The organism is Sphingomonas sp. (assembly GCF_050725575.1).
In the GTDB taxonomy this organism is placed as follows: domain Bacteria; phylum Pseudomonadota; class Alphaproteobacteria; order Sphingomonadales; family Sphingomonadaceae; genus Sphingomonas.
Genome location: NZ_JBOHHW010000019.1, coordinates 1 through 26,193, shown reverse-complemented (window position 1 = coordinate 26,193; position 26,193 = coordinate 1). Strand labels below are relative to the sequence as shown.

Annotated in this window: 25 protein-coding genes; 19 read left to right on the top strand and 6 right to left on the bottom strand. The window is 63.4% G+C overall.

The genetic code is table 11. The features are described 5' to 3' along the window. Position 1 precedes the first annotated feature (1 nt). From nuoG to ACRECS_RS14065, 14 genes are all read left to right on the top strand, one after another. Positions 2 to 2,005: an NADH-quinone oxidoreductase subunit NuoG gene (gene nuoG / locus ACRECS_RS14130; RefSeq protein WP_431583593.1), complete on the top strand. Its 2,004-nt coding sequence runs from the start codon at positions 2 to 4 to the stop codon at positions 2,003 to 2,005. 115 nt (positions 2,006 to 2,120) lie between these two features. Next, on the top strand, positions 2,121 to 3,167 hold the full coding sequence (gene nuoH, locus ACRECS_RS14125; protein ID WP_431583592.1) for an NADH-quinone oxidoreductase subunit NuoH: 1,047 nt from the start codon (positions 2,121 to 2,123) through the stop codon (positions 3,165 to 3,167). Positions 3,168 to 3,660: 493 nt separating this feature from the next. Then, positions 3,661 to 4,146, top strand: coding sequence for an NADH-quinone oxidoreductase subunit NuoI (nuoI, locus tag ACRECS_RS14120; RefSeq protein ID WP_431583591.1), 486 nt, complete (start codon positions 3,661 to 3,663; stop codon positions 4,144 to 4,146). Between the two features lie 33 nt (positions 4,147 to 4,179). After that, entirely contained in the window at positions 4,180 to 4,791 is a 612-nt protein-coding gene (locus ACRECS_RS14115) for an NADH-quinone oxidoreductase subunit J (protein ID WP_431583590.1), read from the top strand. After that, positions 4,788 to 5,093 carry an NADH-quinone oxidoreductase subunit NuoK gene (nuoK, locus tag ACRECS_RS14110; RefSeq protein ID WP_034161248.1) on the top strand — a complete coding sequence of 102 codons (306 nt, stop codon included), beginning with the start codon at positions 4,788 to 4,790 and terminating at the stop codon, positions 5,091 to 5,093. Before ACRECS_RS14115 ends, nuoK begins: the two co-directional genes overlap by 4 nt. Before the next feature lie 7 nt (positions 5,094 to 5,100). Further along, positions 5,101 to 7,173, top strand: coding sequence for an NADH-quinone oxidoreductase subunit L (nuoL, locus tag ACRECS_RS14105; RefSeq protein ID WP_431583589.1), 2,073 nt, complete (start codon positions 5,101 to 5,103; stop codon positions 7,171 to 7,173). Further along, positions 7,170 to 8,717, top strand: coding sequence for an NADH-quinone oxidoreductase subunit M (locus tag ACRECS_RS14100; RefSeq protein ID WP_431583588.1), 1,548 nt, complete (start codon positions 7,170 to 7,172; stop codon positions 8,715 to 8,717). The genes nuoL and ACRECS_RS14100 overlap by 4 nt, the downstream gene beginning before the upstream one ends. Then, complete coding sequence (gene nuoN / locus ACRECS_RS14095; RefSeq protein ID WP_431583587.1) at positions 8,717 to 10,168, top strand: NADH-quinone oxidoreductase subunit NuoN; 1,452 nt, start codon at positions 8,717 to 8,719, stop codon at positions 10,166 to 10,168. The genes ACRECS_RS14100 and nuoN overlap by 1 nt, the downstream gene beginning before the upstream one ends. Positions 10,169 to 10,173: 5 nt before the next feature. After that, positions 10,174 to 10,599 (top strand): DUF4844 domain-containing protein, encoded by a 426-nt coding sequence (locus tag ACRECS_RS14090; protein WP_431583586.1) that lies wholly within the window; start codon positions 10,174 to 10,176, stop codon positions 10,597 to 10,599. Beyond that, the gene (locus ACRECS_RS14085; RefSeq protein ID WP_431583585.1) at positions 10,596 to 11,321 is read left to right on the top strand and encodes a biotin--[acetyl-CoA-carboxylase] ligase; all 726 of its coding nucleotides are present in this window, start codon (positions 10,596 to 10,598) and stop codon (positions 11,319 to 11,321) included. Before ACRECS_RS14090 ends, ACRECS_RS14085 begins: the two co-directional genes overlap by 4 nt. A gap of 11 nt (positions 11,322 to 11,332) precedes the next feature. After that, complete coding sequence (locus ACRECS_RS14080; RefSeq protein WP_431583584.1) at positions 11,333 to 12,142, top strand: type III pantothenate kinase; 810 nt, start codon at positions 11,333 to 11,335, stop codon at positions 12,140 to 12,142. A 127-nt stretch (positions 12,143 to 12,269) separates the two neighbouring features. Further along, a complete protein-coding gene (locus ACRECS_RS14075; RefSeq protein ID WP_431583583.1) occupies positions 12,270 to 13,910 on the top strand; it encodes a ribonuclease J in 1,641 nt (546 codons plus the stop codon). A 7-nt stretch (positions 13,911 to 13,917) separates the two neighbouring features. After that, positions 13,918 to 14,199, top strand: a complete 282-nt coding sequence (locus ACRECS_RS14070) for a DUF1467 family protein (RefSeq protein WP_431583582.1) — start codon at positions 13,918 to 13,920, stop codon at positions 14,197 to 14,199. Positions 14,200 to 14,395: 196 nt separating this feature from the next. Next, positions 14,396 to 15,367, top strand: coding sequence for an alpha/beta fold hydrolase (locus tag ACRECS_RS14065; protein ID WP_431583581.1), 972 nt, complete (start codon positions 14,396 to 14,398; stop codon positions 15,365 to 15,367). A gap of 107 nt (positions 15,368 to 15,474) precedes the next feature. Here the strand turns inward: ACRECS_RS14065 and ACRECS_RS14060 are convergent, their stop codons facing one another. Together ACRECS_RS14060 and ACRECS_RS14055 are read right to left on the bottom strand one after the other, a co-directional pair. Beyond that, positions 15,475 to 15,924 carry a hypothetical protein gene (locus tag ACRECS_RS14060; RefSeq protein WP_431583580.1) on the bottom strand — a complete coding sequence of 150 codons (450 nt, stop codon included), beginning with the start codon at positions 15,922 to 15,924 and terminating at the stop codon, positions 15,475 to 15,477. A gap of 17 nt (positions 15,925 to 15,941) precedes the next feature. Further along, positions 15,942 to 16,682, bottom strand: coding sequence for a hypothetical protein (locus tag ACRECS_RS14055; RefSeq protein WP_431583579.1), 741 nt, complete (start codon positions 16,680 to 16,682; stop codon positions 15,942 to 15,944). Positions 16,683 to 16,943: 261 nt separating this feature from the next. On the opposite strand from ACRECS_RS14055, the gene ACRECS_RS14050 reads away from it, so the two are divergent. Further along, positions 16,944 to 17,426, top strand: a complete 483-nt coding sequence (locus ACRECS_RS14050; protein ID WP_431583578.1) for a glyoxalase superfamily protein — start codon at positions 16,944 to 16,946, stop codon at positions 17,424 to 17,426. Between the two features lie 318 nt (positions 17,427 to 17,744). Here ACRECS_RS14050 and ACRECS_RS14045 read toward each other — a convergent pair whose 3' ends face one another. After that, a complete protein-coding gene (locus ACRECS_RS14045; RefSeq protein ID WP_431583577.1) occupies positions 17,745 to 20,051 on the bottom strand; it encodes a hypothetical protein in 2,307 nt (768 codons plus the stop codon). Between the two features lie 81 nt (positions 20,052 to 20,132). Between ACRECS_RS14045 and ACRECS_RS14040 the strand changes: the two genes are divergently transcribed. The 4 genes from ACRECS_RS14040 to ACRECS_RS14025 all read left to right on the top strand — a co-directional run bounded on the left by ACRECS_RS14040 (position 20,133) and on the right by ACRECS_RS14025 (position 24,265). After that, positions 20,133 to 20,426 carry an Hpt domain-containing protein gene (locus ACRECS_RS14040; protein ID WP_431583576.1) on the top strand — a complete coding sequence of 98 codons (294 nt, stop codon included), beginning with the start codon at positions 20,133 to 20,135 and terminating at the stop codon, positions 20,424 to 20,426. A gap of 139 nt (positions 20,427 to 20,565) precedes the next feature. Beyond that, the gene (locus tag ACRECS_RS14035) at positions 20,566 to 21,747 is read left to right on the top strand and encodes a hypothetical protein (protein ID WP_431583575.1); all 1,182 of its coding nucleotides are present in this window, start codon (positions 20,566 to 20,568) and stop codon (positions 21,745 to 21,747) included. A 35-nt stretch (positions 21,748 to 21,782) separates the two neighbouring features. Further along, entirely contained in the window at positions 21,783 to 22,895 is a 1,113-nt protein-coding gene (locus ACRECS_RS14030; protein WP_431583574.1) for a DUF2336 domain-containing protein, read from the top strand. A 2-nt stretch (positions 22,896 to 22,897) separates the two neighbouring features. Further along, positions 22,898 to 24,265: a sensor histidine kinase gene (locus ACRECS_RS14025; protein WP_431583573.1), complete on the top strand. Its 1,368-nt coding sequence runs from the start codon at positions 22,898 to 22,900 to the stop codon at positions 24,263 to 24,265. Positions 24,266 to 24,405: 140 nt separating this feature from the next. Here ACRECS_RS14025 and ACRECS_RS14020 read toward each other — a convergent pair whose 3' ends face one another. The 3 genes from ACRECS_RS14020 to ACRECS_RS14010 all read right to left on the bottom strand — a co-directional run. Then, positions 24,406 to 25,266: a hypothetical protein gene (locus ACRECS_RS14020; RefSeq protein WP_431583572.1), complete on the bottom strand. Its 861-nt coding sequence runs from the start codon at positions 25,264 to 25,266 to the stop codon at positions 24,406 to 24,408. A 105-nt stretch (positions 25,267 to 25,371) separates the two neighbouring features. Then, positions 25,372 to 25,563, bottom strand: coding sequence for a hypothetical protein (locus ACRECS_RS14015; protein WP_431583571.1), 192 nt, complete (start codon positions 25,561 to 25,563; stop codon positions 25,372 to 25,374). Then, a partial coding sequence (locus ACRECS_RS14010; RefSeq protein ID WP_431583570.1) for a citrate/2-methylcitrate synthase occupies positions 25,560 to 26,193 on the bottom strand: 634 nt, incomplete at its 5' end. The genes ACRECS_RS14010 and ACRECS_RS14015, both read right to left, overlap by 4 nt.

Sequence of the window (26,193 nt, the reverse complement as noted above, 5' to 3'; positions counted from 1 at the left end):
CATGCCTAAACTTAAAGTAGACGGGATCGAGATCGAGGTCCCAGCCGGCGCCACTGTGCTGCAGGCGTGCGAGATCGCCGGCAAGGAAATCCCGCGCTTCTGTTATCACGAGCGGCTGAGCATTGCCGGCAATTGTCGTATGTGCCTGGTCGAGGTGAAGCCCGGACCACCCAAGCCGCAGGCGTCGTGTGCTTTGCCGGCGGCGGACAATCAGGAAGTTTTCACCAACTCTCCGATGGTCAAAAATGCGCGCGAAGGTGTGATGGAATTCCTGCTCATCAACCATCCGCTCGATTGCCCGATCTGCGATCAGGGCGGCGAGTGCGACCTGCAGGATCAGTCGGTCGCCTATGGCCGCGGTCAGTCTCGCTATGACGAGAACAAGCGTGCCGTGACCGAGAAATATATGGGCCCGATCGTCAAGACGGTGATGACGCGCTGCATTCAGTGCACGCGCTGCATCCGGTTCGCCGAGGAAGTCGCCGGCGTTGAGGAAATCGGCGCGGTCGGCCGCGGCGAGGACATGCAGATCACGTCGTACCTTGAAGGCGCGGTGACCAGCGAGCTGTCGGGCAATGTCGTCGATCTCTGCCCGGTCGGTGCGCTGACGTCGAAGCCCTATGCCTTTGAAGCGCGGCCGTGGGAGCTTAAGAAGACGCTGACCATCGACGTGATGGACGCGGTCGGCACCAACATCCGCCTCGACAGCCGCGGCCGCCAGGTGCTGCGCGCGCTTCCCGTGATCAATGAGGACGTCAATGAGGAATGGGCGAGCGACAAGACCCGCCATGCCGTTGACGGCCTGGTGCGCGGCCGGCTCGACCGGCCCTATGTGCGAACCAATGGCAAGCTGATCCCCGCGACCTGGGACGAAGCTTTTGCCGCCATTGCGGCGGTGAGGGCGGGGGCAAGCGTCGCCGCTGTCCATGGCGACCTGGTCGATAGCGAGACGCTTTATGCCGCAAAGGCGCTGCTTGGTGCGATGGGCTCGACGCTGCTCGAAGGGCGGCAGACCGGTATGGCTTATGACGCCACGTCGATGGCGGCGGTCAATTTCAATACCACCATTACAGGCGCTGAAGATGCCGATGTGATCCTGCTCGTCGGCACCAATCTGCGCTGGGAAGCGCCGCTGGTGAACACGCGGATCCGCAAAGCGATCAAGAAGGGCGCGAAGGTCTTTGCGATCGGGCCGGAAACCGACCTGACCTACAAGACCGAATGGCTCGGCAGCGACCTCGCCTTGCTCGGCAAGCTGCCCAAGACGGTTGCCGACGCGTTCAAGGACGCGGCCAGGCCGATGGTGATTGTCGGCGGCGCGGCACTCAAGGGCGGGCACGGCGCAGCGCTGGCGCTGGTCAAGAAGCTCAACCTCATTCGTGACGGCTGGAATGGTTTCAACGTCGTGCATATGGCAGCGAGTCGCATGGGCGGGCTGATGCTCGGATGGGCACAGCCGGGCGGTATCGCCGATCTGGTCGCGGCGAAGCCGAAGCTGGCCTTCTTCCTCGGTGCGGACGAGCTGGATTTTGCGGCGTTCGCCAAGAGCTTCAAGGTCTATATCGGCCATCACGGAGACAAGGGTGCGGCGAATGCCGACGTCATCCTGCCGGGCGCGAGCTATGCCGAAAAATCCGGCACCTGGGTCAATCTCGAAGGCCGTGTGCAGCGTGGCGAGCGTGCGGTGTTCCCGCCGGGCGACGCGCGCGAGGACTGGACGATTCTGCGCGCGCTGTCGGCAGTGCTGGGCAAGACCTTGCCGTTCGACACGATTGAGGAACTGCGCACGGCGATGGGTAATGATACGCCCGATCTCGCCACGCTCGGCCTGCGTAGCTTCGCCTGGAACCCGCCGGCGCTCGACGCCAAGGGCGAGGGTGACCTGACCGGCTATCCGATCAAGGATTTCTACCTGACCAACGCGATCTGCCGCGCGTCACCGACGATGCAGCGCTGCTCGGCTGAGTTGGTCCATGGCCAGGAATTCGCGGAGGCAGCGGAGTGATCCTCACCGCCACCATCTTTATCCCCGCAAATGCGGGGATTCCGCTTTTTCTCGACCGTTGCCAGGGCAGCGGGATTCCCGCTTGCGCGGGAATGACGGATAATGGGTGCCGTAAATGACCGCCTTCTTCCAAAACTGGGTCGGCATGCCGTTCGAATGGGCGTGGTTCACGTCCACGATCGTCGGCATCCTGGTCATTGCGCTGCCGCTGATGCTGGCGGTTGCCATGATCATCTATGCCGATCGCAAGATCTGGGCGGCGATGGCGTTGCGGCGTGGTCCGAATGTGGTCGGACCGTTCGGCCTGTTGCAGAGCTTCGCCGACGGCCTGAAGGTCTTCCTGCAGGAAACCATTGTTCCGACCGCCGCGAACAAGGGCCTGTTCCTGCTCGCGCCGATCATCACCTTCACAGTCGCGCTCATCGTATGGGCGGTGGTGCCGTTCCAGGTCGGCGTAATGCTGTCCGATATCAATGTCGGGTTGCTCTATGTGCTCGCTGCCTCGTCGCTTGGCGTCTACGGCATCATCTTGGCGGGCTGGTCGTCCAACTCGAAATACCCGTTCTTCTCGGCAATCCGCGCCGCGGCACAGATGGTCAGCTATGAAGTCGCGATCGGCTTCGTGCTGATCTCGATCGTGCTGTGGACCGGCAGCTTCAACCTGTCGGCGATCGTCGAGGCGCAGAAGGGCCTGTACGGGTTTGCCAACGGCTTTATCTGGAACCCGCTGCTGTTGCCGATGGCGATCGTGTTCTTCATCTCCTCGCTGGCCGAGACGCAGCGCGCGCCGTTCGACCTGACCGAGGCGGAAAGCGAGCTCGTCGCTGGCTACCAGACCGAATATTCGTCGATGAGCTTCGCGCTCTACTGGCTCGGCGAATATGCCAACGTCATCCTGATGTGCACGCTGAACGCGACGTTGTTCTGGGGCGGCTATCTCCCGCCGTTCGACTGGGCACCGCTCTATTGGGTACCGGGTATCATCTGGCTGTTCGCCAAGATCCTGTTCTTCTTCTTCCTGTTCAGCTGGGTGAAGGCGACGGTCCCGCGCTATCGCTATGACCAGCTGATGCGCCTGGGCTGGAAGATCTTCCTGCCGCTGTCGCTGTTCTGGGTGTTCCTCGTGTCGGGCTTCCTGATGCTGGCGCGGGTGGGGATATGATTTCGCTCGTGGTCACTCCGCAATTTATAAGCTTGGCGATGCTGTCGTCAGTGCCTGCCGGCGCCGAAGCATTTGCACGGGCCTATACCTGTGAGGTGAAATCGGTCGATGGCAGTCGTCTGGCCAAGCTTCAACTTCAGGTGTCGCCCTCTAGCCGCGAGGCCATTGGGTTCGAATTTGACAGATCTCAGTTCCCATTGGTGGTCCGAATGACATCCGACAACGCAGACATTTCGGACTTTGTGATGCCGACGTCCGTCGCGACTTTGCATAAAGGGTTGGAGGTGGTCTCACGTCCCAGCGGTCCAAATGGGGCACCACCCACCGCATTCTCTCCGCGAACAGGCGTTCGGGTTTCTTTTCCGGGTGGAACTGCGGTCGATAACGGTGCCGTCGCAATCTACAAAGATGGACCGTCGCCGCACTTCGAGGTTGCAGGATATAACCTCGTCGCCTCTGGCATTTGCGTGGCCAAAATTTCGAAAGCTTCGAGATGAGCATTTCCCAGATCATCAAATCCTACACCCTGTGGGAATTCCTCAAGGCGCACGCGCTGACCTTGCGGTATTTCTTCAAGGCGAAGGCGACGATCAACTATCCGTTCGAGAAGAACCCGCTGAGCCCGCGCTTCCGCGGCGAGCATGCGTTGCGCCGTTATCCCAATGGCGAGGAACGCTGCATCGCGTGCAAGTTGTGCGAGGCGGTGTGCCCGGCCCAGGCGATCACGATCGAGGCCGAACCACGCGAGGATGGCAGCCGCCGCACCACGCGCTACGACATCGACATGACCAAGTGCATCTTCTGCGGCCTGTGCCAGGAAGCGTGCCCGGTCGATGCGGTGGTCGAGGGTCCGAACTTCGAATATGCGACCGAAACGCGCGAGGAGCTGATCTACGACAAGGCAAAGCTGCTCGATAATGGCGATCGCTGGGAACGCGCGATCGCCGCGAACCTTGCCGCCGATGCACCGTACCGTTAAGCGCCAGCCGACTTAGAGGGGCCTCCCGATTCCGTGATCCAAGCAATCGCCTTTTACCTGTTCGCGACCCTCGTGATCGTCAGCGGTGCGCTGACCATCAGTGCGCGCAACCCGGTCCATGCCGTGCTCTGGCTGATCTTCGCCTTTTTCAATGCGGCGGGGCTGATGGTTCTGGTCGGCGCCGAGTTCATCGCGATGCTGCTGATCATCGTCTATGTCGGCGCGGTCGCGGTGCTCTTCTTGTTCGTCGTGATGATGCTCAACATCGATTTCGCGGAAATGCGCGCCGGTTTCGCGCGCTATGCCGCGATCGGCGCTGTCTTCGCGATTGCGCTGGCGGCCGAGATCATGGTGGCCTTCGGGGCATGGAGCGCCGGCGCGATCGAGCTCGGCCGCCGGGCCGCGCCGATCGACCCGACCATCAACAATATCGAGGCGGTCGGCCGGCTGCTCTACACGCGCTATCTGTTCGTGTTCGAGGGTGCCGGCCTGGTCCTGCTGGTCGCGATGATCGGGGCGATCGTCCTGACGCACCGCGAGCGTGGCGGCGTGCGCGCGCAGAATGTGTCACGCCAGAACGCGCGCCGCCCGCAGGATGCAACACGCAATACGCAACCCGGGGTCGGGCAGGGGGTGGAGCTGTGATCGGGCTGACGCATTATCTGGTGGTCGCGGCGATCCTGTTCGCCCTCGGCGTGCTGGGCATCATCGCCAACCGCAAGAACCTGATCGTCATGTTGATGGCGATCGAGCTGATCCTGTTGTCGGTGAACATCAATTTCGTCGCCTTCTCGGCTTATCTCCACGATCTGGTCGGACAAGTGTTCGCGATGTTCGTGCTGACCGTGGCGGCGGGCGAGGCAGCGATCGGCCTGGCGATCCTGGTCATTTACTTCCGTGGACGCGGCACGATTTCGGTCGACGATGTCAACCGGATGAAGGGGTAATCGCAGCGTGACGTCGATCCTTTTCATCGTTTTCCTGCCGTTGCTTGCCGCGATCGTCGCCGGCCTGGGCAACCGCATGCTCGGCAATGTGCCGACCAAGGTCATCACCACCGGTGCGCTGTTCGTCTCCTGCGCCCTGTCCTGGCCGATCTTCTTCAGCTTCATCGCCGGCAGCGCCGAGCCAAGCGTCGTGCCGGTGCTTCACTGGCTGCGCTCGGGCGACCTGCAGGTCGACTGGGCGCTGCGCGTCGATGCGTTGACCGCGGTCATGCTCGTCGTCATCACCTCGGTCTCGGCGCTCGTCCATCTGTATAGCTGGGGCTATATGGCGGACGACGACAGCCAGCCGCGCTTCTTCGCCTATCTCTCGCTGTTCACCTTTGCGATGCTGATGCTGGTGACCGCCGACAATCTGGTTCAGATGTTCTTCGGCTGGGAAGGCGTTGGTCTTGCGTCCTATCTGCTGATCGGTTTCTGGTTCAAGAAACCCAGCGCCAATGCTGCCGCGATCAAGGCGTTCGTGGTCAACCGCGTCGGCGATCTCGGCTTCATGCTCGGCATTTTCGGCACGTTCCTGGTGTTCGGCACGGTATCGATCCCGGCGATCCTCGAGGCCGCGCCCGGCATGGCCGGCTCGACCATCGGGTTCCTCGGCCACCGTTTCGATACGATGACGATCCTGTGCCTTTTGCTGTTCGTCGGTGCGATGGGCAAGTCGGCACAGCTCGGCCTGCACACCTGGCTACCCGACGCAATGGAGGGCCCGACCCCGGTGTCGGCGCTGATCCATGCCGCGACGATGGTCACCGCCGGCGTGTTCATGGTCTGCCGCCTGTCGCCGATGTTCGAGACCAGTGCGGTCGCGTTGAGCGTGGTGACCACTGTCGGCGCCGCAACCTGCTTCTTCGCGGCAACGGTCGGCCTGGTGCAGACCGACATCAAGCGCGTGATCGCCTATTCGACCTGCTCGCAGCTCGGCTACATGTTCTTCGCCGCCGGCACTGGCGCGTACGGCGCGGCGATGTTCCACCTCTTCACGCACGCTTTCTTCAAGGCACTGCTGTTCCTCGGCGCCGGATCGGTGATCCATGCCATGCATCACGAGCAGGACATGCGTTACTATGGCGGGCTGCGCAAAAGCATCCCGATCACCTTCTGGGCGATGATGATGGGCACGCTGGCGATCACCGGTGTCGGTATTCCGGCGGTATTCGGCAACACGGCAATCGGCTTTGCCGGTTTCCATTCGAAGGACGCGATCATCGAGGCGGCCTGGGCTTCGGGCCAGTCTGGTGCCTCGATCGTCGGCATGATCGTCGCGCTGCTGACCAGCTTCTATTCCTGGCGGCTGATGTTCCTGACCTTCTATGGCAAGCCGCGCTGGACCCAGTCCGAGCATATCCAGCATGCTTTGCATGATGCGCATGGGCATGATGATCACGCCACCGCGCATGATCACCCCGCTCATGATGATCACGGCCATGTTGCTGGCGACGGCACCGGCGGCTATCACCCGCATGAGAGCCCCTGGTCGATGCTGACGCCGCTGTTGCTGTTGTCATTCGGCGCGGTCGCGGCGGGTTTCGCATTCCACGGCTTCTTCATCGAGCCGCAGGCCGGCGAGATCTTCTGGAAGGGCAGCATCGCGTTCAGCGAGCATCTGATGCACGAAATGCATGACGTGCCGTTGCTGGTGAAGCTCAGCGCGACGATCGCCATGGCGCTCGGCCTGTTGGGCGCGTGGATGGCCTATATCCGCGCACCTCGCTTCCCGGCGCAGGTCGCCGAGCAGTTCCGCGTGGTCTACGACTTCCTGCTCAACAAATGGTATTTCGACGAACTGTACGACCTGCTGTTCGTGCGTCCAGCCTTCGCCATCGGCCGCCTGTTCTGGCACCGCGGTGACGAGAAGACGATCGACCGGTTCGGGCCCAATGGCTCGGCCTGGCTGGTCCAGCAGGGCACGCGCGTCGCGGGGCGGTTCCAATCCGGATATGTCTATAGCTATGCCTTCGTCATGCTGATCGGCCTGACTGCCGCGATTACCTGGGCGATCAAGATTTGGGCAGCAGCGAAATGAGCGGTTTCCCGATCCTGACCGTCATGCTCGCGATTCCGGCGATCGCCGCGATCGCCTGCCTGTTCGTCACCGCGAACACGGCGCGCTGGCTTGCGCTCGGCGCGACCCTGGTCGACCTGCTGCTCGGCATCGGGCTATGGGCGCAATTCGATATCGGCGGGCCGCAATGGCAGTTCGTCGAACATCATGAGCATCTCTTCGGGGTGTTCGGCTGGTCGCTCGGCATTGACGGCTTCGCGCTGATGCTGATCATGCTCAGCGTGTTCCTGATGCCGATCTGCATCGGCGCAAGCTGGAGCGCGATTACCAAGCGCGTGCCGGAATATATGGCCGCATTCCTGATCACCGAAGTGCTGATGATCGGCACCTTCGCGGCGCAGGATCTGTTCCTGTTCTACATCTTCTTCGAAGCCGGCCTGATCCCGATGTATCTGATCATCGGCATCTGGGGCGGCGCGAACCGGATCTACGCCAGCTACAAATTCTTCCTCTACACGCTGCTCGGCTCGCTGCTGATGCTGATCGCGATGCTGTGGATGGTGCAGGAAGCCGGCACGACCAGCATTCCGGTGTTGCTCAACTATGATTTCCCGGTTCAGGCGCAGACCTGGCTGTGGTTGGCCTTCTTCGCCTCTTTCGCGGTCAAGATGCCGATGTGGCCGGTCCACACCTGGCTGCCCGACGCGCACGTCCAGGCGCCGACGGCGGGGTCGGTCATTCTGGCCGGCGTGCTGCTGAAACTCGGCGGCTACGGCTTCCTGCGCTTCTCGCTGCCGATGTTCCCGGAAGCCTCGGCGCAGCTCGTCTGGCTCGTCTTCGGCCTGTCGGCGGTGGCGGTGATCTACACCTCGCTGGTCGCGCTGGTGCAGTCCGACATGAAGAAACTGATCGCCTACTCCTCGGTCGCGCATATGGCGATCGTGACGATCGGCCTGTTCGCCTTCAACCAGCAGGGCATCGAGGGCGCGATGATCGTCATGCTCTCGCACGGTCTTGTCTCCGGCGCCTTGTTCCTGTGTGTCGGCGTGATCTACGACCGGCTGCACACGCGTGAGATCGACCGGTACGGCGGCCTTGCGATCAACATGCCGAAATATGCTTTGTTCTTCATGCTCTTCACCATGGCGTCGGTCGGTCTGCCCGGCACCAGCGGATTCGTCGGCGAGTTTCTGAGCCTGGCTGGCACGTACAAGGTGTCGACCACGATCACCTTGCTGTGCACGACGGGTATCATCCTCGGCGCGGCGTATATGCTCTATCTCTATCGCCGCGTGGTGTTCGGCGACCTGACCAAGGACGATGTCCGCGCCATGCCCGATATGAGCCTGCGCGAAGTAGCCTTGCTCGCACCGATCGCAGCGGTGGTGCTGTGGATGGGCGTCTATCCGGAAAGCTTCATCGCGCCAATGCGCGGCGATGTGCAGACCCTGGTCGCTCGCGTGGCCCGCGCCACGCCGCCCGGCGATTCGCAACTGAAACTCGGCAAGCCCGCGCCCGCCGCGGCGCACGGCGCCGCACCTGCCGCGCATGAGGGCGCTCACTGATGGATTACAGCGCTTCACTCCTGATGACTTTGCCCGAGCTGGTGCTCGGGGTCGGCGCGATCGCGCTGATGCTGGTGGCCGCCTGGGGCGGCCAGGCTTCGACCCGCGCTGTGTCCTGGACCGCGGTCGCTATCCTGGCGGGCGCAGGCATTGCGCTGATGGGTCCGGCGTCGAGCGGGGGCGAGGCGTTTTACGGCCTGTACCGCGCCGATGCCTTTGCCGCTTTTTCCAAGGTTTTGATCTATATCGCTGCGGCAGTCGCGATCATCATGGCGCCGCGTTTCTTCGCGCGCACCACTGGTGACGACCTGCGTCCCGAATATCCCGTGCTGATCCTCCTTTCGGTGGCGGGCATGGGCATGATGGTCTCGGCGGGCGATCTGCTCACGCTCTATGTCGGTCTCGAACTGCAGAGCCTTGCCGCCTATGTGCTGGCGAGCTTCATGCGCCGCGACACGCGCTCGGCCGAAGCGGGCCTCAAATATTTCGTGCTCGGCGCGCTGGCCAGCGGCATCCTGCTGTACGGTATCTCGCTGGTCTATGGCTTCTCCGGCAGCACCATGTTCGACCAGATCGCCGCCGCCTATGGCGCCGGCGCCGGTCATTCGCTCGGCCTGACCTTCGGGCTGGTGTTCGTGTTCGCCGGCCTCGCCTTCAAGATCAGCGCCGTGCCGTTCCATATGTGGACGCCCGACGTCTATGAAGGCGCACCGACCCCCGTTACTGCCTTCTTCGCCAGCGCCCCCAAGGTCGCGGCGATGGCCATGGCAGTGCGTGTCGCGGTCGAGGCGATGGGCCCGGCGACCGACCAGTGGCGCCAGATCGTGATCTTCGCCGCACTTGCCTCGATTATCCTCGGCGCGGTCGCGGCGATCGGGCAGAGCAATATCAAGCGGCTGCTTGCCTATTCGTCGATCAACAATGTCGGCTTTGTGCTGGTCGGTCTTGCCGCCGGCACGGAGGCGGGTGTCGCGTCGGTGCTGTTCTACCTGACCGTCTATGTCGCGATGACCCTGGGCAGCTTCCTGATTGTGCTGCAGATGCGCGACGCCGATGGACAGCCGGTCGAGACGATCGCCAGCCTGTCGGGCCTGTCGCAGACTCGCCCGGCGTTGGCGCTGGCGCTGGCCACCTTCATGTTCTCGCTAGCGGGCATCCCGCCGCTGCTCGGTTTCTTTGCTAAGCTGGCGGTGTTCAATGCGGCGATCGCAGCGGGGCTGTTCCCGCTGGCCGTGGTCGGTTTCGTCGCATCGGTGATCGGCGCTTATTATTACCTTCGCATCGTCAAGGTGATGTATTTCGACGACCCCGCGCCGGCGTTCGAGCGCAATGACAGCATCGTCGAGGGTGGCTTGATTGCGGTGGCGGCGGTGTTCGTCTCGCCGGCCGGCTGGATCCTGCTCGCGCCGCTCGGAGCGCTGGCCCTGACCGCCGCACGGTCGCTGTTCTGAGGTTCTTGCTGAATTTTATCGGAGCACTTGCCGGAGTTTTGCTGCTCGCAGCTTGTGGACACGCAAGTCAGGCACCCGTGGTTCTAACTGACGTTCAGCGTGCGCAATTGGTGGCTTTTATCGCTCAATCGAAGTTCGCGCCCGAAGGCGACTATGTCGGCTACGGCTCGGAGGATGTTCTGGCTCTGCCGGATGATCCATTGAACGACGTGGCGCGCGAGATCGTCAGGCGGGGATCGTTTACCAAGGACAGTTTCCTCGATCGGGCAATCGGAAAGCTGCACCTTTTCGACCGGACTGACACCGAAGATCGCGAGCGCGCCTATGCCGCCGTTGAGCGACTGATGGATATTCTCGGCATCGCATCATCCGACGGCCGCCTCAACGAGGCGCTTTATGGTCGGAAGATTAAACCGGGTGACGCACCATGACCATCCGCACCGTCGCCGAGACGGGATCGACCAACGCCGATATGCTGGCGCTCGCAGGGAGCGGCACGGAGGAAGGCGTCTGGTTACGGGCGGAGCGCCAATATGGCGGTCGCGGGCGGCAGGGCAGGGCATGGGCCTCGCCGGTCGGCAATCTCTACACCTCGACCCTGGTGCGGCTACGCGCCAGCGACCCGCAGGCGGCGACGCTGGCATTGCTCACGGCGGTGGCGCTTGAAGAGGTGGTTCGCGCCTATCTCGCTCGTCCGGGCGATAATGGCCGGGAGGTGCCACTCCAGCTTAAATGGCCCAACGACTTGCTGCTCGACGGGGCGAAGCTCTCCGGCATCCTGCTTGAAGGAGCAGGGGATGCGGTGGTGATCGGCATCGGCGTCAACCTCGCGCACCATCCGACTGACCTCGATCGCCTCGCCACCAGCCTCGCCGCGCACGGCATCACCCCCGACCCGGCCGATTTCCTCGACACCCTGGCCGAAGCGTTCGCGCGCTGGCTTGCGCGCTGGCGCGGTGAAGGCCTTGCGCCGGTTCGCGCGCGCTGGCTGGAGCGTGCGCATGCTCCCGGCACCGCGCTGACCGCCCGGCTGCCCGATGGCAGCGCGACCGACGGCCTGTTCGCCGGGCTCGACCATGACGGCGCGCTCATCCTGCGCTTGGCGGATGGCACGACCCGTGTCATTCACGCCGCCGATGTGTTCCTGATCTGAAAGGCCACCGCATGCTGCTCGCGATCGATGCCGGCAATACCAATGTCGTATTCGCGCTGGTCGATACCGGCGGCGGCAGCGGCGCTGGGGTCAAAGCAATCAAGGCGCGCTGGCGCATCGCCACCGACCCGCGCCGCACTGCGGACGAATATGCCGTGTGGCTCAGCCAGCTGCTCACGCTCGAAGGCTATGACCGCAAGGACGTGACCGCGGTGATCATCGCCACCGTGGTGCCGCGCGCGCTGCACAATCTGCAGATGCTCGCGCGCAAATATTTCGGCGGCGAACCGCTGATCGCCGGTCAGCCGCCAGTCGAATGGGGCATGCACCTTGATGTCGAGGAGCCGCATGCGGTCGGTGCCGATCGCGCGGTCAACATGATCGCGGCGCACGCGCTCTATCCCGGCGACCTGATCACGATCGATTTCGGTACGGCGACGACCTTCGATTTTTCCGATTATTCCGGTGCGTACAAGGGCGGGATCATCGCCCCGGGCATCAACCTGTCGCTCGACGCACTGGTCACCGCCGCTGCCAAGCTGCCGCGCATTGCGATCGAGAAGCCGGCCGGCAACCTCTCGGTGATCGGCCGCGATACCGTCAGCCAGATGCATATCGGCATCTATTGGGGCTATATCGCGATGGTCGAAGGCCTGGTCGCGCGGATGAAGGAAGAGGTCGGCCGCCCGGTCAAGGTCATCGCCACCGGCGGCCTGGCGACGTTATTTGAGCAACACACCAATGTTTTCGACTATATCGAGGGCGATCTGACCATTCAGGGACTGGCGATGCTGTGGGATCGCGCCCATATAAAGGCTTAGAGATTTGCGAGAGCGCGCCCGGGAATGGCGCCCCGCTCCATCCTCAACCAGATTATCGCGCTGAACGCGCACTCCTATGGCCGTCCGCTATCGCGGCACTGGCCGAACCAGAAAGACAATAATTTTAGTGACTAACCCAAAGAAAGAACTCCTGTTCGTCGCGCTTGGCGGCTCCGGTGAGATTGGCATGAACGTCAATCTCTATGGCTGTCAGGGCAAATGGCTGATGGTCGATTGTGGCATCACCTTTGCCGACCCGGCCTATCCCGGCATCGACGTGATCCTGCCTGACCTGCAATTCATCGAAGAACGCCTCGACGATCTGATCGGCATCGTGCTGACCCATGGCCATGAAGACCATATCGGTGCGCTGCCCTATCTCGCCGAGGATCTCGGCGTGCCGCTCTATGCGACGGCGTTCACTGCCGGCCTGATCCGTGGCAAGCTTGAAGAGGAAGGCAATGCCGACCGCGTGAAGCTGCATGTGAAGCGGCCCGGCGAACCCTTTGATCTCGGCCCGTTCGGTGTCCAGTTCGTCCCCATGTCGCACTCGATCCCCGAGGCCAGCGCGTTGCTGATCGACACGCCCTATGGCCGCATATTCCACACCGGCGACTGGAAACTCGACGCAGCACCGGTGCTGGGCAATCCGGCGACCACCGAACAGCTCGCCGCCATCGGCGATGCCGGCATTCTCGCGCTGGTGTGCGATTCGACCAATGTCTTCAATCCCGAAGCCTCCGGCTCGGAAAGCGATGTGCTGCTCGGCCTGATGGACACGATCGGCAAGGCAAAGGGCAGGGTGCTCGTCACCTCCTTTGCTTCCAACGCCGCCCGGCTCCACACGCTGGGCGAGGTCGCACGCGAAACCGGCCGGGCGCTGTGCGTCCAGGGCCGCTCGCTCGACCGCATCCTGAAGGTCGCCCGCGCGACCGGCTATCTCAAGAACTTCCCCGAAACGATCGACGCCGAAGCCGCGATGCGTCTGCCGCGCAACAAGGTGCTGATCGTCGCGACCGGCGGGCAGGGCGAGGAGCGCGCCGCGCTTGGTCGCGTCGCCAATGGCCAGCATCCGATCAGCCTCGATGCCGGCGACACCGTCGTCTTTTCGTCGAAGCAGATACCGGGCAACGAGGTTGCGATCGGCCGGATCCAGAACCAGCTTGCGGCCAAGGGCGTGGTGATGGTCACTGACCGCCAGGCGCACGTCCATGTCTCCGGCCACCCGGGCCGCCCCGAACTGGCGCAGATGTACCGCTGGATGAAGCCTGAGGTGCTGATGCCGGTGCATGGCGAAATGCGCCATCTGATGGAGCAGGCGCGCTTTGGCTTGTCCGAAGGCGTGCCGCAGGCGCTGGTGCAGACCAATGGCGACATCGTGCGGCTCGCGCCGGGCGATCCGCAGAAGGTCGGCCATGCCGTGGTCGGCCGTCTCGTGCTCGATGGCGACGTGATTCTGCCCGGCGACGGCGCGACGATCAACGAGCGGCGCAAATTGTCGCTGTTCGGCCAGATCTCGGTCGCGGTTGCGGTCGGCAAGAATGGCGCACTGCTCGGCCAGCCGCAGGTCCAGCTTCAGGGCATTCCGGTCGAGGAAGACCGCGACCCCTTCGTCGCCGAGGCAATCGACGCAGTGGTCGAGGCGGTCCGTTCGGGCGGCCGCGACCGCGCCAAGCTGCGCGACAGCGTCAGGCTTTCGGTCCGCCGCGTCGCGACGCGCTGGACCGGCAAGAAGCCGATCGTCGACGTGCTGCTGATCGAGGCCTGATCCGGCGATGCGGTGGACCTCGGCGCTCGCCATCTATTTCCTGTTCTGGGCCTTTTCGGTGTTCTTCGTGCTGCCCTTCGGGGTGCGCACGTCGGACGAGGCCGGGGTGGCGCGCGTGCCGGGCCAGGCCGAGAGTGCGCCGCATACCTTCCAGGCCGGCAAGGTGGCGATCCGTGTGACCATCGTCGCCACGATCCTGTTCGGGCTGTTCATGCTCAACTATCATTTCGGCTGGATCACGCCGCAGACCGTCGACCTGTTCGACCGGCTGGGTAACGAGGGGGCGTAGCTTCAGGGTTCGGCTAACGCCTTCTCGTCGGTTCCGGGAAGTGTGTTGTGCATCCGATCGGCGTGAGAGCGAACAACCGGCGTGGAAGCGAACGTCAGCTCAAGCCAGAATCGACTTGAAGCCGGTCTTTGTGGCGTTGCGCAACATGCCTCAAAGCGGGTGTTGAAGTCCTGAGACATCCTTGTAGCTTCCAAGAATGACTGGCTCCACAAGATGGCTTAAGCCCATCGGCCTCAGCTTCCTGCTGCTGGCGACCATTGGCGTTGGTTATCAGCAGTGGAGTGAATGGCGGGACGCACGAGCTTTTCCAATGCCGGGACGTCTCATCAATGTTGGCGATCACCGGCTTCACATCTGGTGTCTCGGACACGGCTCACCGACGATACTGATGCTTGCGGGGGGAGGTTCTCCATCGGTAAACTCTTACGACCTTCAGGCTCAACTGGCGACGACCAGCCCGGTATGCAGCTACGACAGAGCCGGGCTTGGTTGGAGCGATCCGCCTAAGCAAGCTATGGGATTGCCGCAGGTTGCCGCTGATCTCGAAAGCCTGTTGTCGCGTTCGGGCGAAAAGGGGCCTTATGTCCTGGTGCCGGAATCGTTTGGCGGCATGGTCGCTTTGACCATGGCTACTCGGACACCCGACCAAGTTGCAGGGATTGTGGCCGTTGACGCCTCGGAGCCGGATTCTTGGCATCGCCTCAGCGGTCCAATGTGCACACCCGGCAAAATGCGCGATCATATGTGGCAAATCGCTTGGCGTGTCGGCTTGGTTCGAGCGCTTTTCGAAAGCCAGGCACCGGCTTGGGTCGCCAATATGTCCCCCAAAGTACATGGTCAGTTTGCCGCAATTTGGTCTCGACCAATGGCAAGTTTCGCGAACGACTGGATAGACGCCTATCAGCAAACACCGTCTTCCGAACTTCCAAAAACGTTGCCAGGCCTTTTGGGCAACAAACCGCTGATCGTGATTTCCCACGGCCGGAGCGGCGAATATCTCAGCAGGGAATTCGAAAAGTCATGGCCTCAGGCGCAGGAGGCTTGGACCAAACTGTCAACGCGCGGCGAACATCTCATTGCCAGAGATAATGGGCACCCCATCGCTCAAGAAAATCCGCAGCTTGTGGCGGACGCAGTGGCGCAGGTCGTCGCGGATTTGCGGCATTGAGGCTACACGCCAGCGCAAATCACTCCAGCTTCAATGGAGCGGCTGGGTCACGCCGCACACCGTTGATCTGCTAGATCGGCTGGACATCAGCATTCGGGGGGTAGCCCTTAAAATTGGTACCAGTAGATATACAGGCGAACCTCGCCTCTGCTCGCCGGCGCAATGCCTAGATTCAGCGATTCCACCCCGCCGTGCCAGGGCAGTTGCACCGTTTCCAGCCCCTTGGTCTTGTCGGGAGTCCATTGGCCGCGATCGGTTCCAAGATGGAAGTTCGCCTCTGCCTCGAACGGCGATTGATCGGTTTTCGCTATTGGCAATCGAGCCAGCAACGCCTTCCAGTCGCCAACCGGCATCACGGCCACCAGCCGGGCTGAATCATCCTGTCCGGCCTGCTGCTCGGCGAATTCGATCCGGGCGGTGGGCGGCAGCTCAAGGCCAATGCGTTGCAGGATCGCGGTGGCGTTGCTCTGCGCCTTCTCGTTGGTCATCCGTGGTTTCTCCTGCGCGGGCGAAGCGCTGCATGCGGTGAAGGTGAAGGCCGTCGCGATCGTCAGCATTGACAGGGCCCGCATCATTATCGCCCTTGTCGTGTGAGAATGGATCGCTCGGGTGGGGGTGCCGCATCACCTTCCCAAGTGATGGCGCGCTGTACGGATCCGATGCAGTCGAACTCGCGGGCAAGCCCCTGACGGTGAAATTGGGCCATGAATTCATCGGTGATGTGAAGGGGACCGATGTCCACCGACTTGCCGCCATCCCAATTATACCGGTCGCGGAAGCAGTACGTGAAATCGACTTCATAACGTTTGCCGCGTTGGGTGGAGGTGATGGTCGCTTCGCCCTTACCCCAATAATAATAGCCGCCGATCGCGTAGAACCACTCTGCGTTCTCTTCTTTTTCGTTATACCCGCCTTCGGCGTTGCTCGAGGTGAACAGGTACCGGCCGGGCGGCATGCCCTGGAGGAAATTCTGCGCCTGGCGAAATTCAGCCACCATCGCGCGCTTCGCACTGGGCACACAGCGAATCATATCCTCCAGATCGATCGTATAGGTCGTTCCCGAATTATTGAGATAATGCTGTAGATGGAGGGTCGCATTGATACCGGGATAGACCATGGTCGGAACGCCGACCGCCTGACGGAGGGCGACGTATTTCGCGAGCGTTTCGGCCTCGACAGGTTTCGATTTCCAGGGGCCGGCACCCTGATCGGCCGGAGTCGGGGGATCGAAGGAGCCGGTACGGTAATGCCGACCTACGGTGGATAAGTTCGAGAATGGGACGGGCCCGGAAGGGTAGCGGTTTGACCGTGACATGGATGCGGACCTCAGCGGCGTGTCGGTGTGCGATAGGGGCGGCGCGCCAAACGAAGAAACGACATTCGGTCTCCTGTGCCTGATTGTCGGTCGGACGATATCATTGATGAGCGCGCGTTTACAGGCATCAATCCAATGATGATACAGTAGGTTGCAGCGCCATCATCCCATGGTTGCGTGTGTCGGCATCCCGCGATCGCCGGGCGGCCTGACAGCGAAAGACAGCTGCACATAACTCGACCGGTCTGACGGAACGCATCAGTGCTGGCGCTGCAGGAGGTTGTTACGATCGCGGGCTTTCCGGATTGGGCCGCATCAAAGAGCGCGACGGCTGACGCGCTCAAGATGCCACGCCAGAACCCCGATACGCCGCGGCTGAAGCGCGTGGTGCCCATCCTGTTCGCCCGCGATGTCACGGCCGCTGCCGCTTTCTACCGTGAGAAACTCGGCTTCGCGGTGGGTTTCCTGCACGGGCAACCGGCTTTTTACGGCGCGGTGTCACGCGACGGCGTGTGCCTGCACTTGCGGTTCGTGCACTGGACCAACTTTGCCGAACTGGCGGCGGCGGAAGAGTCGCTGATCCTCGCCTCGTTCGAAGTGACCAATGTCCGCACGCTGTTCGAGGAGTTTCTTGCGCGCGAGATGGAATTTGCGCAGCGCCTGATGAAGCAGGCCTGGGGCGGGACCGACTTCCATGTCCGTGACCCTGACCGGAACGTCATTTCCTTCGTCCAGTTCGGGTGATGCCGATTCAACATCGCTGATGGTCGTGGCAGCGTCGGGCCGACGAATCTCAACCGGGGCCCGCTATGCTCTTTCTTATGACTGGAACCAGGAACAGCGAAACTCCCTGTTTCGCCGGGAACAGGGAGCGGATTCTCCCTGTTATTCGCGCGCCGCTCCCTGTTAACCGATAACAGGGAGAATGGGTGTCAAGTCACTGAAACGGGGGCATTAAATTAGACGCATTTTCCAACTTAACAGGGAGAAAAAATACTTTGGCAAAGAACAGGGAGAAACAGGGAGATTCTCGCGCGAACAGGGAGCGGCGTCCCCGTAGGATCAGGCGCGCAGTCGCTCGATCGCCTGAGCCAATGCGACGTACAGCTTGCCCATGTCGGACGACAGCAACGTCACGCCCAGCGGTGAGCCATCCCGCTGCGCGAGGATCGCACGCAGCATTGCCTCGAAGTCGTGGATGTAGCGGTTGACCTGTTCGCGGAAGGCGGGATCATCGTCATAATGCCGCAGGATCTCGCGCGCCTCGCCCGCATCGAGCAGGCGCACCGCGCGGCGGGTGAAGACGCCGCGATCGCCCTTCAGATAGGCTGCCCAGGCACTGTCGGACACTTCGGCCGAGACCGATTTGGTGATGTCGATCGAAACCGAGTTGAGCGATTCGATCAGCAGCGACACACGCCGGGCGAATGTATCGCGATCAGCGGCTTCGCGTTCCTCGCGCGCATCGTCGATCCGGCTTTCGACCATCGCGGTCGAATCGGCGATGGCGAGCATCTGACGCGTCAGCCGCTCGGATGCGCGCTGCGCTGCCTCCGCCGCCATTTCGGCGGCCTCGCCGATCGACGCGATCTGCCGCAATACGGCATTGCCTGCGGCACGCTCCATCGCCGCGACGCTGGCCGTTTCGAGCGCCTGAGTCGCCTCCGGAATGACCGTGGCCAGCGTTTCGCGCGCCCGGTCGGCGGCGGCGCTGGCGGTATCGCGGACGCGGAGCAATGCCTCGACCAGCCGTGGTGCGGCTTCCTCGGCGAAGCGATGCGTGCGGCCGATCGTGTCATCGACCATCTGGCCGAGCGCATCGGCCTTGGCCTGGCCGCTGGTCAGCGTCTCGAGCAACGTGCCCGACAGCTTGTCGACCGTATCGCGCTGATGCGAGATGACTTGGGCGATCGCTTCGATCGCGTCATGCGTGCTCTCCGCCGCGGTGACGAGCGCAAGCAGTTCGGGCTTGGCCTCGCCGATGACCTTGCGGCTGTCGAGGATGCGCGTGTCGAGCCGGGTGAGCGCGTCGGGCAGCGTCTCGTCGATCTCGCGCGCCGCGGCGTCGAGGGCGAGCAGCAGCCGCTCCGTCGTGGTGATCGCGCTGGTCGCCATCAGGTCGCCGGTCTTGAGCGCCTCGGTCATCGCATCGGCCGACCCGCCCAGCGCACTGATCGATGCGGCGAGTGTCTGGGTGCGATCGACACCCTGTGCGTGAAGCGCGTCGAGACGGCCCGACACATGAGTGATGCCGTCGTCGAGTTCTACAATGATCGCGTCGCTTGCCCCACGCTGCTGGTCGAGTCGCGTGGCGATCCGATCGATCAGCGCTTCGATCGTGCTCATCCGCGCAGCCAGCGCTTCGGCGCCGTCCTTGCCGGCGCGGTCCAGCGCCGCCTGGTTGGTGCCCAGCATCGCCAGCATCGCCTCGCCCTGCGCGGTGATGCCCTTGCGCGCTTCATCGACCGCATCGGCGGTACGGCCGAGCAGGCCGTCGACCGCTTCGGACATCGTTTCGGTGATCTGTTCGAGCCGCGTGCCGGCGGTCTCGCCGGTCGCTTCCATCCGCGTGATGTGCGCGGCGAGCCGCTGCGCCGCCCCGCCGGCGACCGCATCGGCCTCGCGGCCGCGTTCGGCGAGCGCGGTCAGCTGCGCATCGAGTGCGCCGGCCTGTTCGGTCGCGCTCAGCCCGGTGCGCTCGAGCGTCCGCGCCATCTCGGCGGTTTCGCTGTGCGCGCGAGGCAGCATCGCCATCAGTACATCGAGCTTGGCATGGGCGATCGCCGCAGCTTCGGCCAGGGTTCTGGCATGGGTATCGGTCTCGGCGACCTGAGTCGCGAGGCCGGTGCCGATCGTCGCCAGCTTGGTGGCGGCGCCATCGCCCATCGCCATCAACGCCGTGGTCTGTTCGGCGAGCTTGGTGCGGTTGGCATCGATTGTGCGCGACAGCACGGCAACGGTCCGCTCCAGGCTGGCGGCTTCTGCGCGCATCGCCTGGGCGGTGATGCCGAAACGGTGTGCCTCGGCCCGGCTGGTGCGCAGCGCGAGAATCAACAGGATGCCGATCAGCGCCGGCGGGACGCACAGTGCCGCGATGAAGCCGGTCAGCGCCATCGGCTCGGCCACGGTCAGGCTCGGCCAGGACAGCCACAGCATCGCCCCGACCCAGCCGATCGAGACCAGCACGCCGAGGACGGGCGCGATCCAGCCGAATCGGGCCGGCGGCGCGTCATAAGCGTCGTCGTCGTCGAACTCGGGCGTCAGTTCAGGCGTTTCGATGGGCAAGGGATCCGACAAGATAAGGTCATCCTCCGGGGCGGCCTTGCCGTGACCCGGGCGGATATCGACAATGCGCGAACCCCCATTCATGTCACATGTTTACCATGATTTGCCGCGTCGGAAAGCGAATAGCGAAACCTCGCCTTAAGAGTTGCCTTGTACGACAGTGGCATGGCGTATGATCCTGGTGCAATCGATGCGACGCTGGCGGCCGCGGTGGGTGACGAACCCGCGCTGATCGCTGAGCTGCGTGAGGCGTTTCTCGACAGCGTGCAGCGCGGGCTGGCAGGCCTTGAGCGTGCGCGCGATACGGAGGGATGGCAAGCGGCCGCCTGGCGGCTGAAGGGCCTGGCGGCAAGCTTTGGCGCGATCCGGCTGATGGCGATCGCCACTGAGGCCGCGACCGTGCCACCCCAGGATGTCGTCTTGCTGCGCAAACTGCGCCGCGCGGTCGAACGTCTCTGAGGATCGCCGGGAAAGTCACACAGCTGCCGCTTCTTTTCGGCGCGCTGATGGGTGCATCCATCTCCTAACCTTGGCTCTGGCCGATTGGGGCCGGCGCGGGTCTTTGCCAATCGCGCCGTGACGCCCTAACAGCCGGATGATGCTGGCTGGATTGATTTTCGCGACTGAGGATGCCGACGATCGGCGCGGCACGCTGGCGGCGACCCTGCCGTTCGGCGGACTGACGTTGATTGAGTTCCAGGCCCGGCTGGTGGTCGCTGCCGGGGCATCGCAGCTGATCGTCGTGGTCGCACGGCTCACGCCCGAATTGCTTGGCGCGATCAGCCGGATCGGCCGGCGCGGCGTTGCCGTCGATGTCGTGCGCAATGCGGTCGAGGCCAAGCAGAAGATCCATCCGCTCGCCCGCGTGCTGGTTGTCGCCGATGGACTGGTGACGACCGGCGATGTCGTCGCGTTGCTCGCCGGCGATGGCGAGGATGCGATCCTGACCATGTCCGACCGCGACGCGGTGCCGGGTTTCGAGCGAGTCGGTGTTGATGCCGCCTGGGCCGGGCTGGCGCGACTCGATCCCAAGCGGATCGCTGAAGTGGCGGCGATGCCGCGGGATTATGACTTCCAGTCGACTCTGCTGCGCGTCGCCGCACAGGCGCAGGCGGTCCAGATCGCCATGCCGCCCGGCGCGGCCGGCGGCGCGCACGGCATCGAGCGCGATTCGCGCACCCTCGCCGATCGCGGCAATGTCATCCTTGCGGCCCTGGTGTCGAAGCCGGTTGCCTGGGCCGATCGTTTCCTGCTCGCGCCGCTTGCGCGGCTGGTGCTGCCTTATCTGATGGCGCGCGGCGTGCCGACCTGGGCTCTTGGGATGACAGGGGGCGTGATCGGCCTCGGAGCACTCGCGGCGATCTGGTTCCGCTGGCCCGGCACCGGGATCGCGTTGACCATCCTTGCCGCGTTGGCCTTCACCATCGGGCAAGCGCTCGCCTGGCTGCGCGATGAGGAGACGCTGTCGCGGGCGCAACGGGCCGCGATTCCCGGATTTGCGGCGCTCGCCGCGCTTGAACTGGGGCATGTCACCAGCATGCAAACCAGCACCGCGACCGGATGGACCCTGTCGATCGCGCTGATCGCTGCTGCGGCCTTGGTCGAACGCGCTACACGCGGCCAGACGCGCCGCGCCTGGTGGGGAAGCCCGGTCGCCTATCTGGTTGCGATGCTGATTCCGGTCGGCGCCGGCTATCCATTGATCGGATTGGCGCTGGCGGCGCTCTATGCCGGTGTGACGCTTTTTGCCGCCATTGAGGCATTTCGAGAAAAGCCTTAGTTTCGTTTTAACGACATTTCCCTAAGCCGAGACACATGTCGATCAATGTTCGCGACATGGATGATGGTACCCAGAGGGGCGCCGGCCCGCTGCTCGTGCGTGCAGCCGGCGCAGACGCGCGTGCCGATCATCGGCTCGCGGTGGCGATCGACGACTTCTTTCTGCCCGACGATGCCAGGCTCGACGATCGCTCGCGGTCGGCGATGGCGACCGCGCTGGCCGCGATGGTGGTGTCGATCGACGCCGCGCTGCGCCAGCATGCGGCGCGCCTGCTGGCTGCGCGTAACGAGACGGTGCTGGCCGAGACGCTGACCGCGGCGAGTGTGTCGGTGCTTGACCGGCTGGTGGTCGCTGGCTTGTTGCGCGACATGGATCTGATGCGCGAGCTGATCGCGCGGGTGCAGCAGGATGCGCTGGGCGATGCACTGCCGTCGAGCGCACCCGACGAACCCGAAAAGCCCAGCCTGCTCGCCCGCCTGGTCAATCAGCCCGATTCGGTCGTGGCGGCTGGCGCGATGGCGCTGCTGACCGCAGAAAGCCGGCGGCGCGGCGCGATCGACGGCGGCATGGGGTCGCATACCGACTTGCCGGCCGACTTGCACCACCGGCTGGTCTGGTGGGTCGCGGCGGCCCTGCGCGAACGCTTCGCGACCGATACCGATGATGCGATGGCCGCATTGGACCGCGCACTTGCCGAAGCGGCAGCGCGTAGTCTTGCCGCGCATGATGAGGGCGACCGGCTCGAAGCCGCGGCGATGCGGCTTGCAGCAGCGATCGAGGCATCGCCGCACGAACTGCCCGCTCTGCTGGTCGAAGCGATCGGCGACCGGCGCATTGCGCTGTTCATCGCCCTGATCGCGCATGCGATGGGGCTGGACTTCAACCAGGCGCGCGAGGTGGTGATTGATCCCGATTCAGCCCGGCTCTGGCTGGTGCTGCGTGCGCTTGAGCTGGACCGTGAGCCGATCGCCCGAATCGGGCTTGCACTGTGCGAGGCCGATGCGCGCCGCGATCTCGAAGCCTTTGCCGATTCGATCGACACGATCGTCGCGACACCGGCCGATACCGCGCGCGCCGCGCTCGCGCCGCTCAGGCTCCACCCGGATTACCGCGCCGCGCTGCGCGCCCTGGCGCGGAAGCGAGTGTGAACATGCTCGATTCCAGCCTGCCGCCGGTGCGTGGTCTGCTCGATCCCGCCGGTCGGCTGATCGAAGCCGATCAGCGGCTGCATGAATTCAACACCCGTGCCGGCGGCGGCCTTGGCGAGCCGCTTGCGATCCCGCAGGTCGCGACTCTCGCACGGCTGGCGCAGCGGCTCGGCATCCTGATTTCGCGCGGTGTCGTCGCAGGGGATGGGGATGGCGATGTCGACCTTTGGGTTCGCGCCAATCCCGACGCGCGGGGCATCCGCCTCGAGATCACTGGCTGGCGCATGCGCTCCGCCTGGCATCCCGCCGCGCCCGATAGCGAGCGCGAGGGCGATTTCCTGCGCAGCGGGGCAGACTGGCTGTGGGAAACCGATGCTGCGCTCAGGATCAGCTTCCTGTCGGTCACCATCGGTGCGAAACACGGCTTCGACGCGGGCGAGATGCTCGGTCAGCCGCTGACTCGCCTGTTCCTGCTGGGCGAGGATCGTGAAGGCGCATTCCCGATCCTCGGCGGGCTGGCGATGCGGCAACGCTTCGACGATCAGCGTGCGACTGTGCGTCCCACGGGACAGGCCGTGCGGTTGGCGGCAACGCCGCGCACCGACAGCCAGGGCGCGTTTGCCGGCTTTATTGGTGCTGCGCATATGATCGATCCGGATCCGGCGCCGGCCGCGCCATTCCCGGAGAATGAAGGCGTGTCAGGCGCCTTTGCCGCGCGGCTCGATGCGGCGCTGCGTTCGCCGCTCGGCCGGATCATCGCCAATGCCGACAGCATCAATGCGCAGTCGGAGGGTCCGCTGCGCCAGGATTATGCAGATTACGCTGCCGATATCGCCAGCGCGGGCCGGCATTTGATGGGGCTGGTCGACGATTTGGTCGATCTGCAGGCGATCGAGCGTCCCGATTTCAAGGTCGCGGCGGAGCCGATCGACCTCGCCGATGTATCGCGCCGCGCGGCCGGCCTGCTCGGTGTCCGCGCGAGCGGCGCAAAGGTGCGCATCGACAAGCCGGCGCTGGAGGAGGTGCTGCCCGCGACCGGCGAGTTCCGCCGCGCGCTGCAGGTGCTGGTCAATCTGATCGGCAATGCGGTGCGTTATTCCCCGGTCGACGGCATGGTGTGGATCCGCACCGAACGCGAGGGCGATATCGCTGCGGTAATCGTCGCCGATCAGGGCAAGGGCATCGCGCTCGAGGATCAGAAGCGTATCTTCGAGAAGTTCGAACGCGTCGACCCTCACGAAGCGGGCGGCAGCGGTCTTGGCCTCTATATCGCGCGCCGGCTGGCGCGGGCGATGGGCGGCGATATCACCGTCGACAGTGCGCCGGGGCAGGGCGCTCGCTTTATCTTCACCTTGCCCTATCGCGAATAGAACAGCGCGGGGCTGGAGCGGAATGCGGCCGGCATGTGGATTGCCTGCCGCGACATCCGGCCAGAACGGCACGCCTGAACTGGGCTATCCTATATTCGGTGATTGGTTCGAAACGAACGGACTGATACCCGCGATAGCGATCAGTAATTCTCTTCCAGCTCACGCGTGAATTTGCGGATCAAGCGCCGCGCGTTGAACAATAGCAGCAGCTGCAACATAGCCACGCTCGCCAGAAGCCAGGCCCAGAGAATGACACCGGAATACATCGACCGGTAGTTCTGGCTGAGGACATAATGCGGCTCAGGTATCTCGATGCCGGCTTTCTCGTAACTGCGGCGTAACTCTCCCGGCATCGCATTTTTATAGAGTACGCCGGATATCCGGCCGCTTTGCCTGAGGTTGATCAGCAGGCCTTGGTCGATGCGCGAGTATGTCACCGGATTCACAAATATGAGCGGTGCATTAGCTCCCTCCGTTCCGACGATCGGAACGACTGCCTTGTCGGGCATCCGGCCCAAGCTTTCAACAGCGACCATCGCATTCATGACAGGCGTGCCTATCACAACGACCGGGACACCAGTTGGTGGGGCGGAGGCGAACGGCTTGTTGAGATCAATTGTAACGGCCGGGGGTGGAGCAGAGGGAAGAAATTGCGACCAAATGAAAAGGGTGGCGCTGGCAAGTGCAGTAAGAGGTAAGAAATATCTGAGGCGCGTCAGCCGACGCCTTTGACGGTAGATGCCTAATTCTTCCGCGGTGGCGAAGCTCCACTCGAAATCTTCGCGCTCGGCTTCAGAATCCGGAGAAAGTAGAAATCCCGGAATCGTGAGCGCGAGGCACGGAAGCATCGCCAGAAGGGGAAAATATATGCCAAAGAAACGAAGCTGTAGGTCAGCGACCCAGCGGTACAGGCCGACATAGTTGACCATCTGGTACATGGCCAGGCAAAATCCCAGGATTACAAGCGCAGATGATACGTACTTGTTCTTTGGAATCTTCATGCCCGTTTCCCCCGATCTAGAGCATCATGGCGTAGTCGGCTCTTTGCAACCGCCTTCATAACGGATGCGCTAACGATCCAGCAGTCAGGGGTTTACAAGGGGTATTCAGCCCCGCCGCGACCAGACGATCAAGCCGACCCCGAACGCGGCGATGATCGCACCGTAGATTGCCCATTGGCCCTGAGCGAGCATGAAGCTCTGCGCGGGCCACATGATGAGGCCGAGACCCTGGCCGCAGAAGAACAGGCCGAACAGCGTCACCAGGACGCCGCCGGCCCGCAGCATGGTCTTGATCAACGCTTGTCCACAGGGACGTAATCGCGCTGCGTCGGGCCGGTGTAGAGCTGGCGCGGACGACCGATTTTCTGTTCCGGATCGGCGATCATCTCGTTCCACTGCGCGACCCAGCCGACGGTGCGGGCGAGGGCGAACAGGGCGGTGAACATCGTCGTCGGGAAACCGATCGCCGACAGGATCACGCCGGAATAGAAATCGACGTTGGGGAACAGCTTCTTCTCGATGAAGTACGGATCGTTGAGCGCCATTTCCTCGAGCTTCAGCGCCACGTCGAACACGGGGTCGGTGACACCCAATTCGCCGAGTACTTCGCGCACGGTTTCCTGCATGACGGTCGCGCGCGGATCGTAATTCTTGTACACGCGGTGGCCAAAGCCCATCAGGCGGAACGGATCGTTCTTGTCCTTGGCGCGGGCGATGTATTCCGGAATCCGGTCGACTGTGCCGATCTCGCGCAGCATGTTGAGCGCAGCTTCGTTGGCGCCGCCATGCGCCGGGCCCCACAGACAGGCGATACCCGCCGCGATGCAGGCGAACGGATTGGCGCCCGACGACCCGGCAAGCCGCACGGTCGAGGTCGAGGCGTTCTGCTCATGGTCGGCATGAAGGATGAAGATGCGGTCGAGCGCG

Bases quoted from the DNA above. Each gene is read 5' to 3' on its own strand.
- nuoG (WP_431583593.1), top strand. From the start codon at position 2: ATGCCTAAACTTAAAGTAGACGGGATCGAGATCGAGGTCCCAGCCGGC.
- nuoH (WP_431583592.1), top strand. From the start codon at position 2,121: ATGACCGCCTTCTTCCAAAACTGGGTCGGCATGCCGTTCGAATGGGCG.
- ACRECS_RS14065 (WP_431583581.1), top strand. From the start codon at position 14,396: ATGACTGGCTCCACAAGATGGCTTAAGCCCATCGGCCTCAGCTTCCTG.
- ACRECS_RS14030 (WP_431583574.1), top strand. From the start codon at position 21,783: ATGTCGATCAATGTTCGCGACATGGATGATGGTACCCAGAGGGGCGCC.
- ACRECS_RS14070 (WP_431583582.1), top strand. From the start codon at position 13,918: ATGCGGTGGACCTCGGCGCTCGCCATCTATTTCCTGTTCTGGGCCTTT.
- ACRECS_RS14080 (WP_431583584.1), top strand. From the start codon at position 11,333: ATGCTGCTCGCGATCGATGCCGGCAATACCAATGTCGTATTCGCGCTG.
- ACRECS_RS14035 (WP_431583575.1), top strand. From the start codon at position 20,566: ATGCTGGCTGGATTGATTTTCGCGACTGAGGATGCCGACGATCGGCGC.
- nuoI (WP_431583591.1), top strand. From the start codon at position 3,661: ATGAGCATTTCCCAGATCATCAAATCCTACACCCTGTGGGAATTCCTC.
- nuoN (WP_431583587.1), top strand. From the start codon at position 8,717: ATGGATTACAGCGCTTCACTCCTGATGACTTTGCCCGAGCTGGTGCTC.
- ACRECS_RS14020 (WP_431583572.1), bottom strand. From the start codon at position 25,266: ATGAAGATTCCAAAGAACAAGTACGTATCATCTGCGCTTGTAATCCTG.
- ACRECS_RS14040 (WP_431583576.1), top strand. From the start codon at position 20,133: ATGGCGTATGATCCTGGTGCAATCGATGCGACGCTGGCGGCCGCGGTG.
- ACRECS_RS14100 (WP_431583588.1), top strand. From the start codon at position 7,170: ATGAGCGGTTTCCCGATCCTGACCGTCATGCTCGCGATTCCGGCGATC.
- ACRECS_RS14055 (WP_431583579.1), bottom strand. From the start codon at position 16,682: ATGTCACGGTCAAACCGCTACCCTTCCGGGCCCGTCCCATTCTCGAAC.
- ACRECS_RS14045 (WP_431583577.1), bottom strand. From the start codon at position 20,051: ATGAATGGGGGTTCGCGCATTGTCGATATCCGCCCGGGTCACGGCAAG.
- ACRECS_RS14025 (WP_431583573.1), top strand. From the start codon at position 22,898: ATGCTCGATTCCAGCCTGCCGCCGGTGCGTGGTCTGCTCGATCCCGCC.
- ACRECS_RS14085 (WP_431583585.1), top strand. From the start codon at position 10,596: ATGACCATCCGCACCGTCGCCGAGACGGGATCGACCAACGCCGATATG.
- ACRECS_RS14060 (WP_431583580.1), bottom strand. From the start codon at position 15,924: ATGCTGACGATCGCGACGGCCTTCACCTTCACCGCATGCAGCGCTTCG.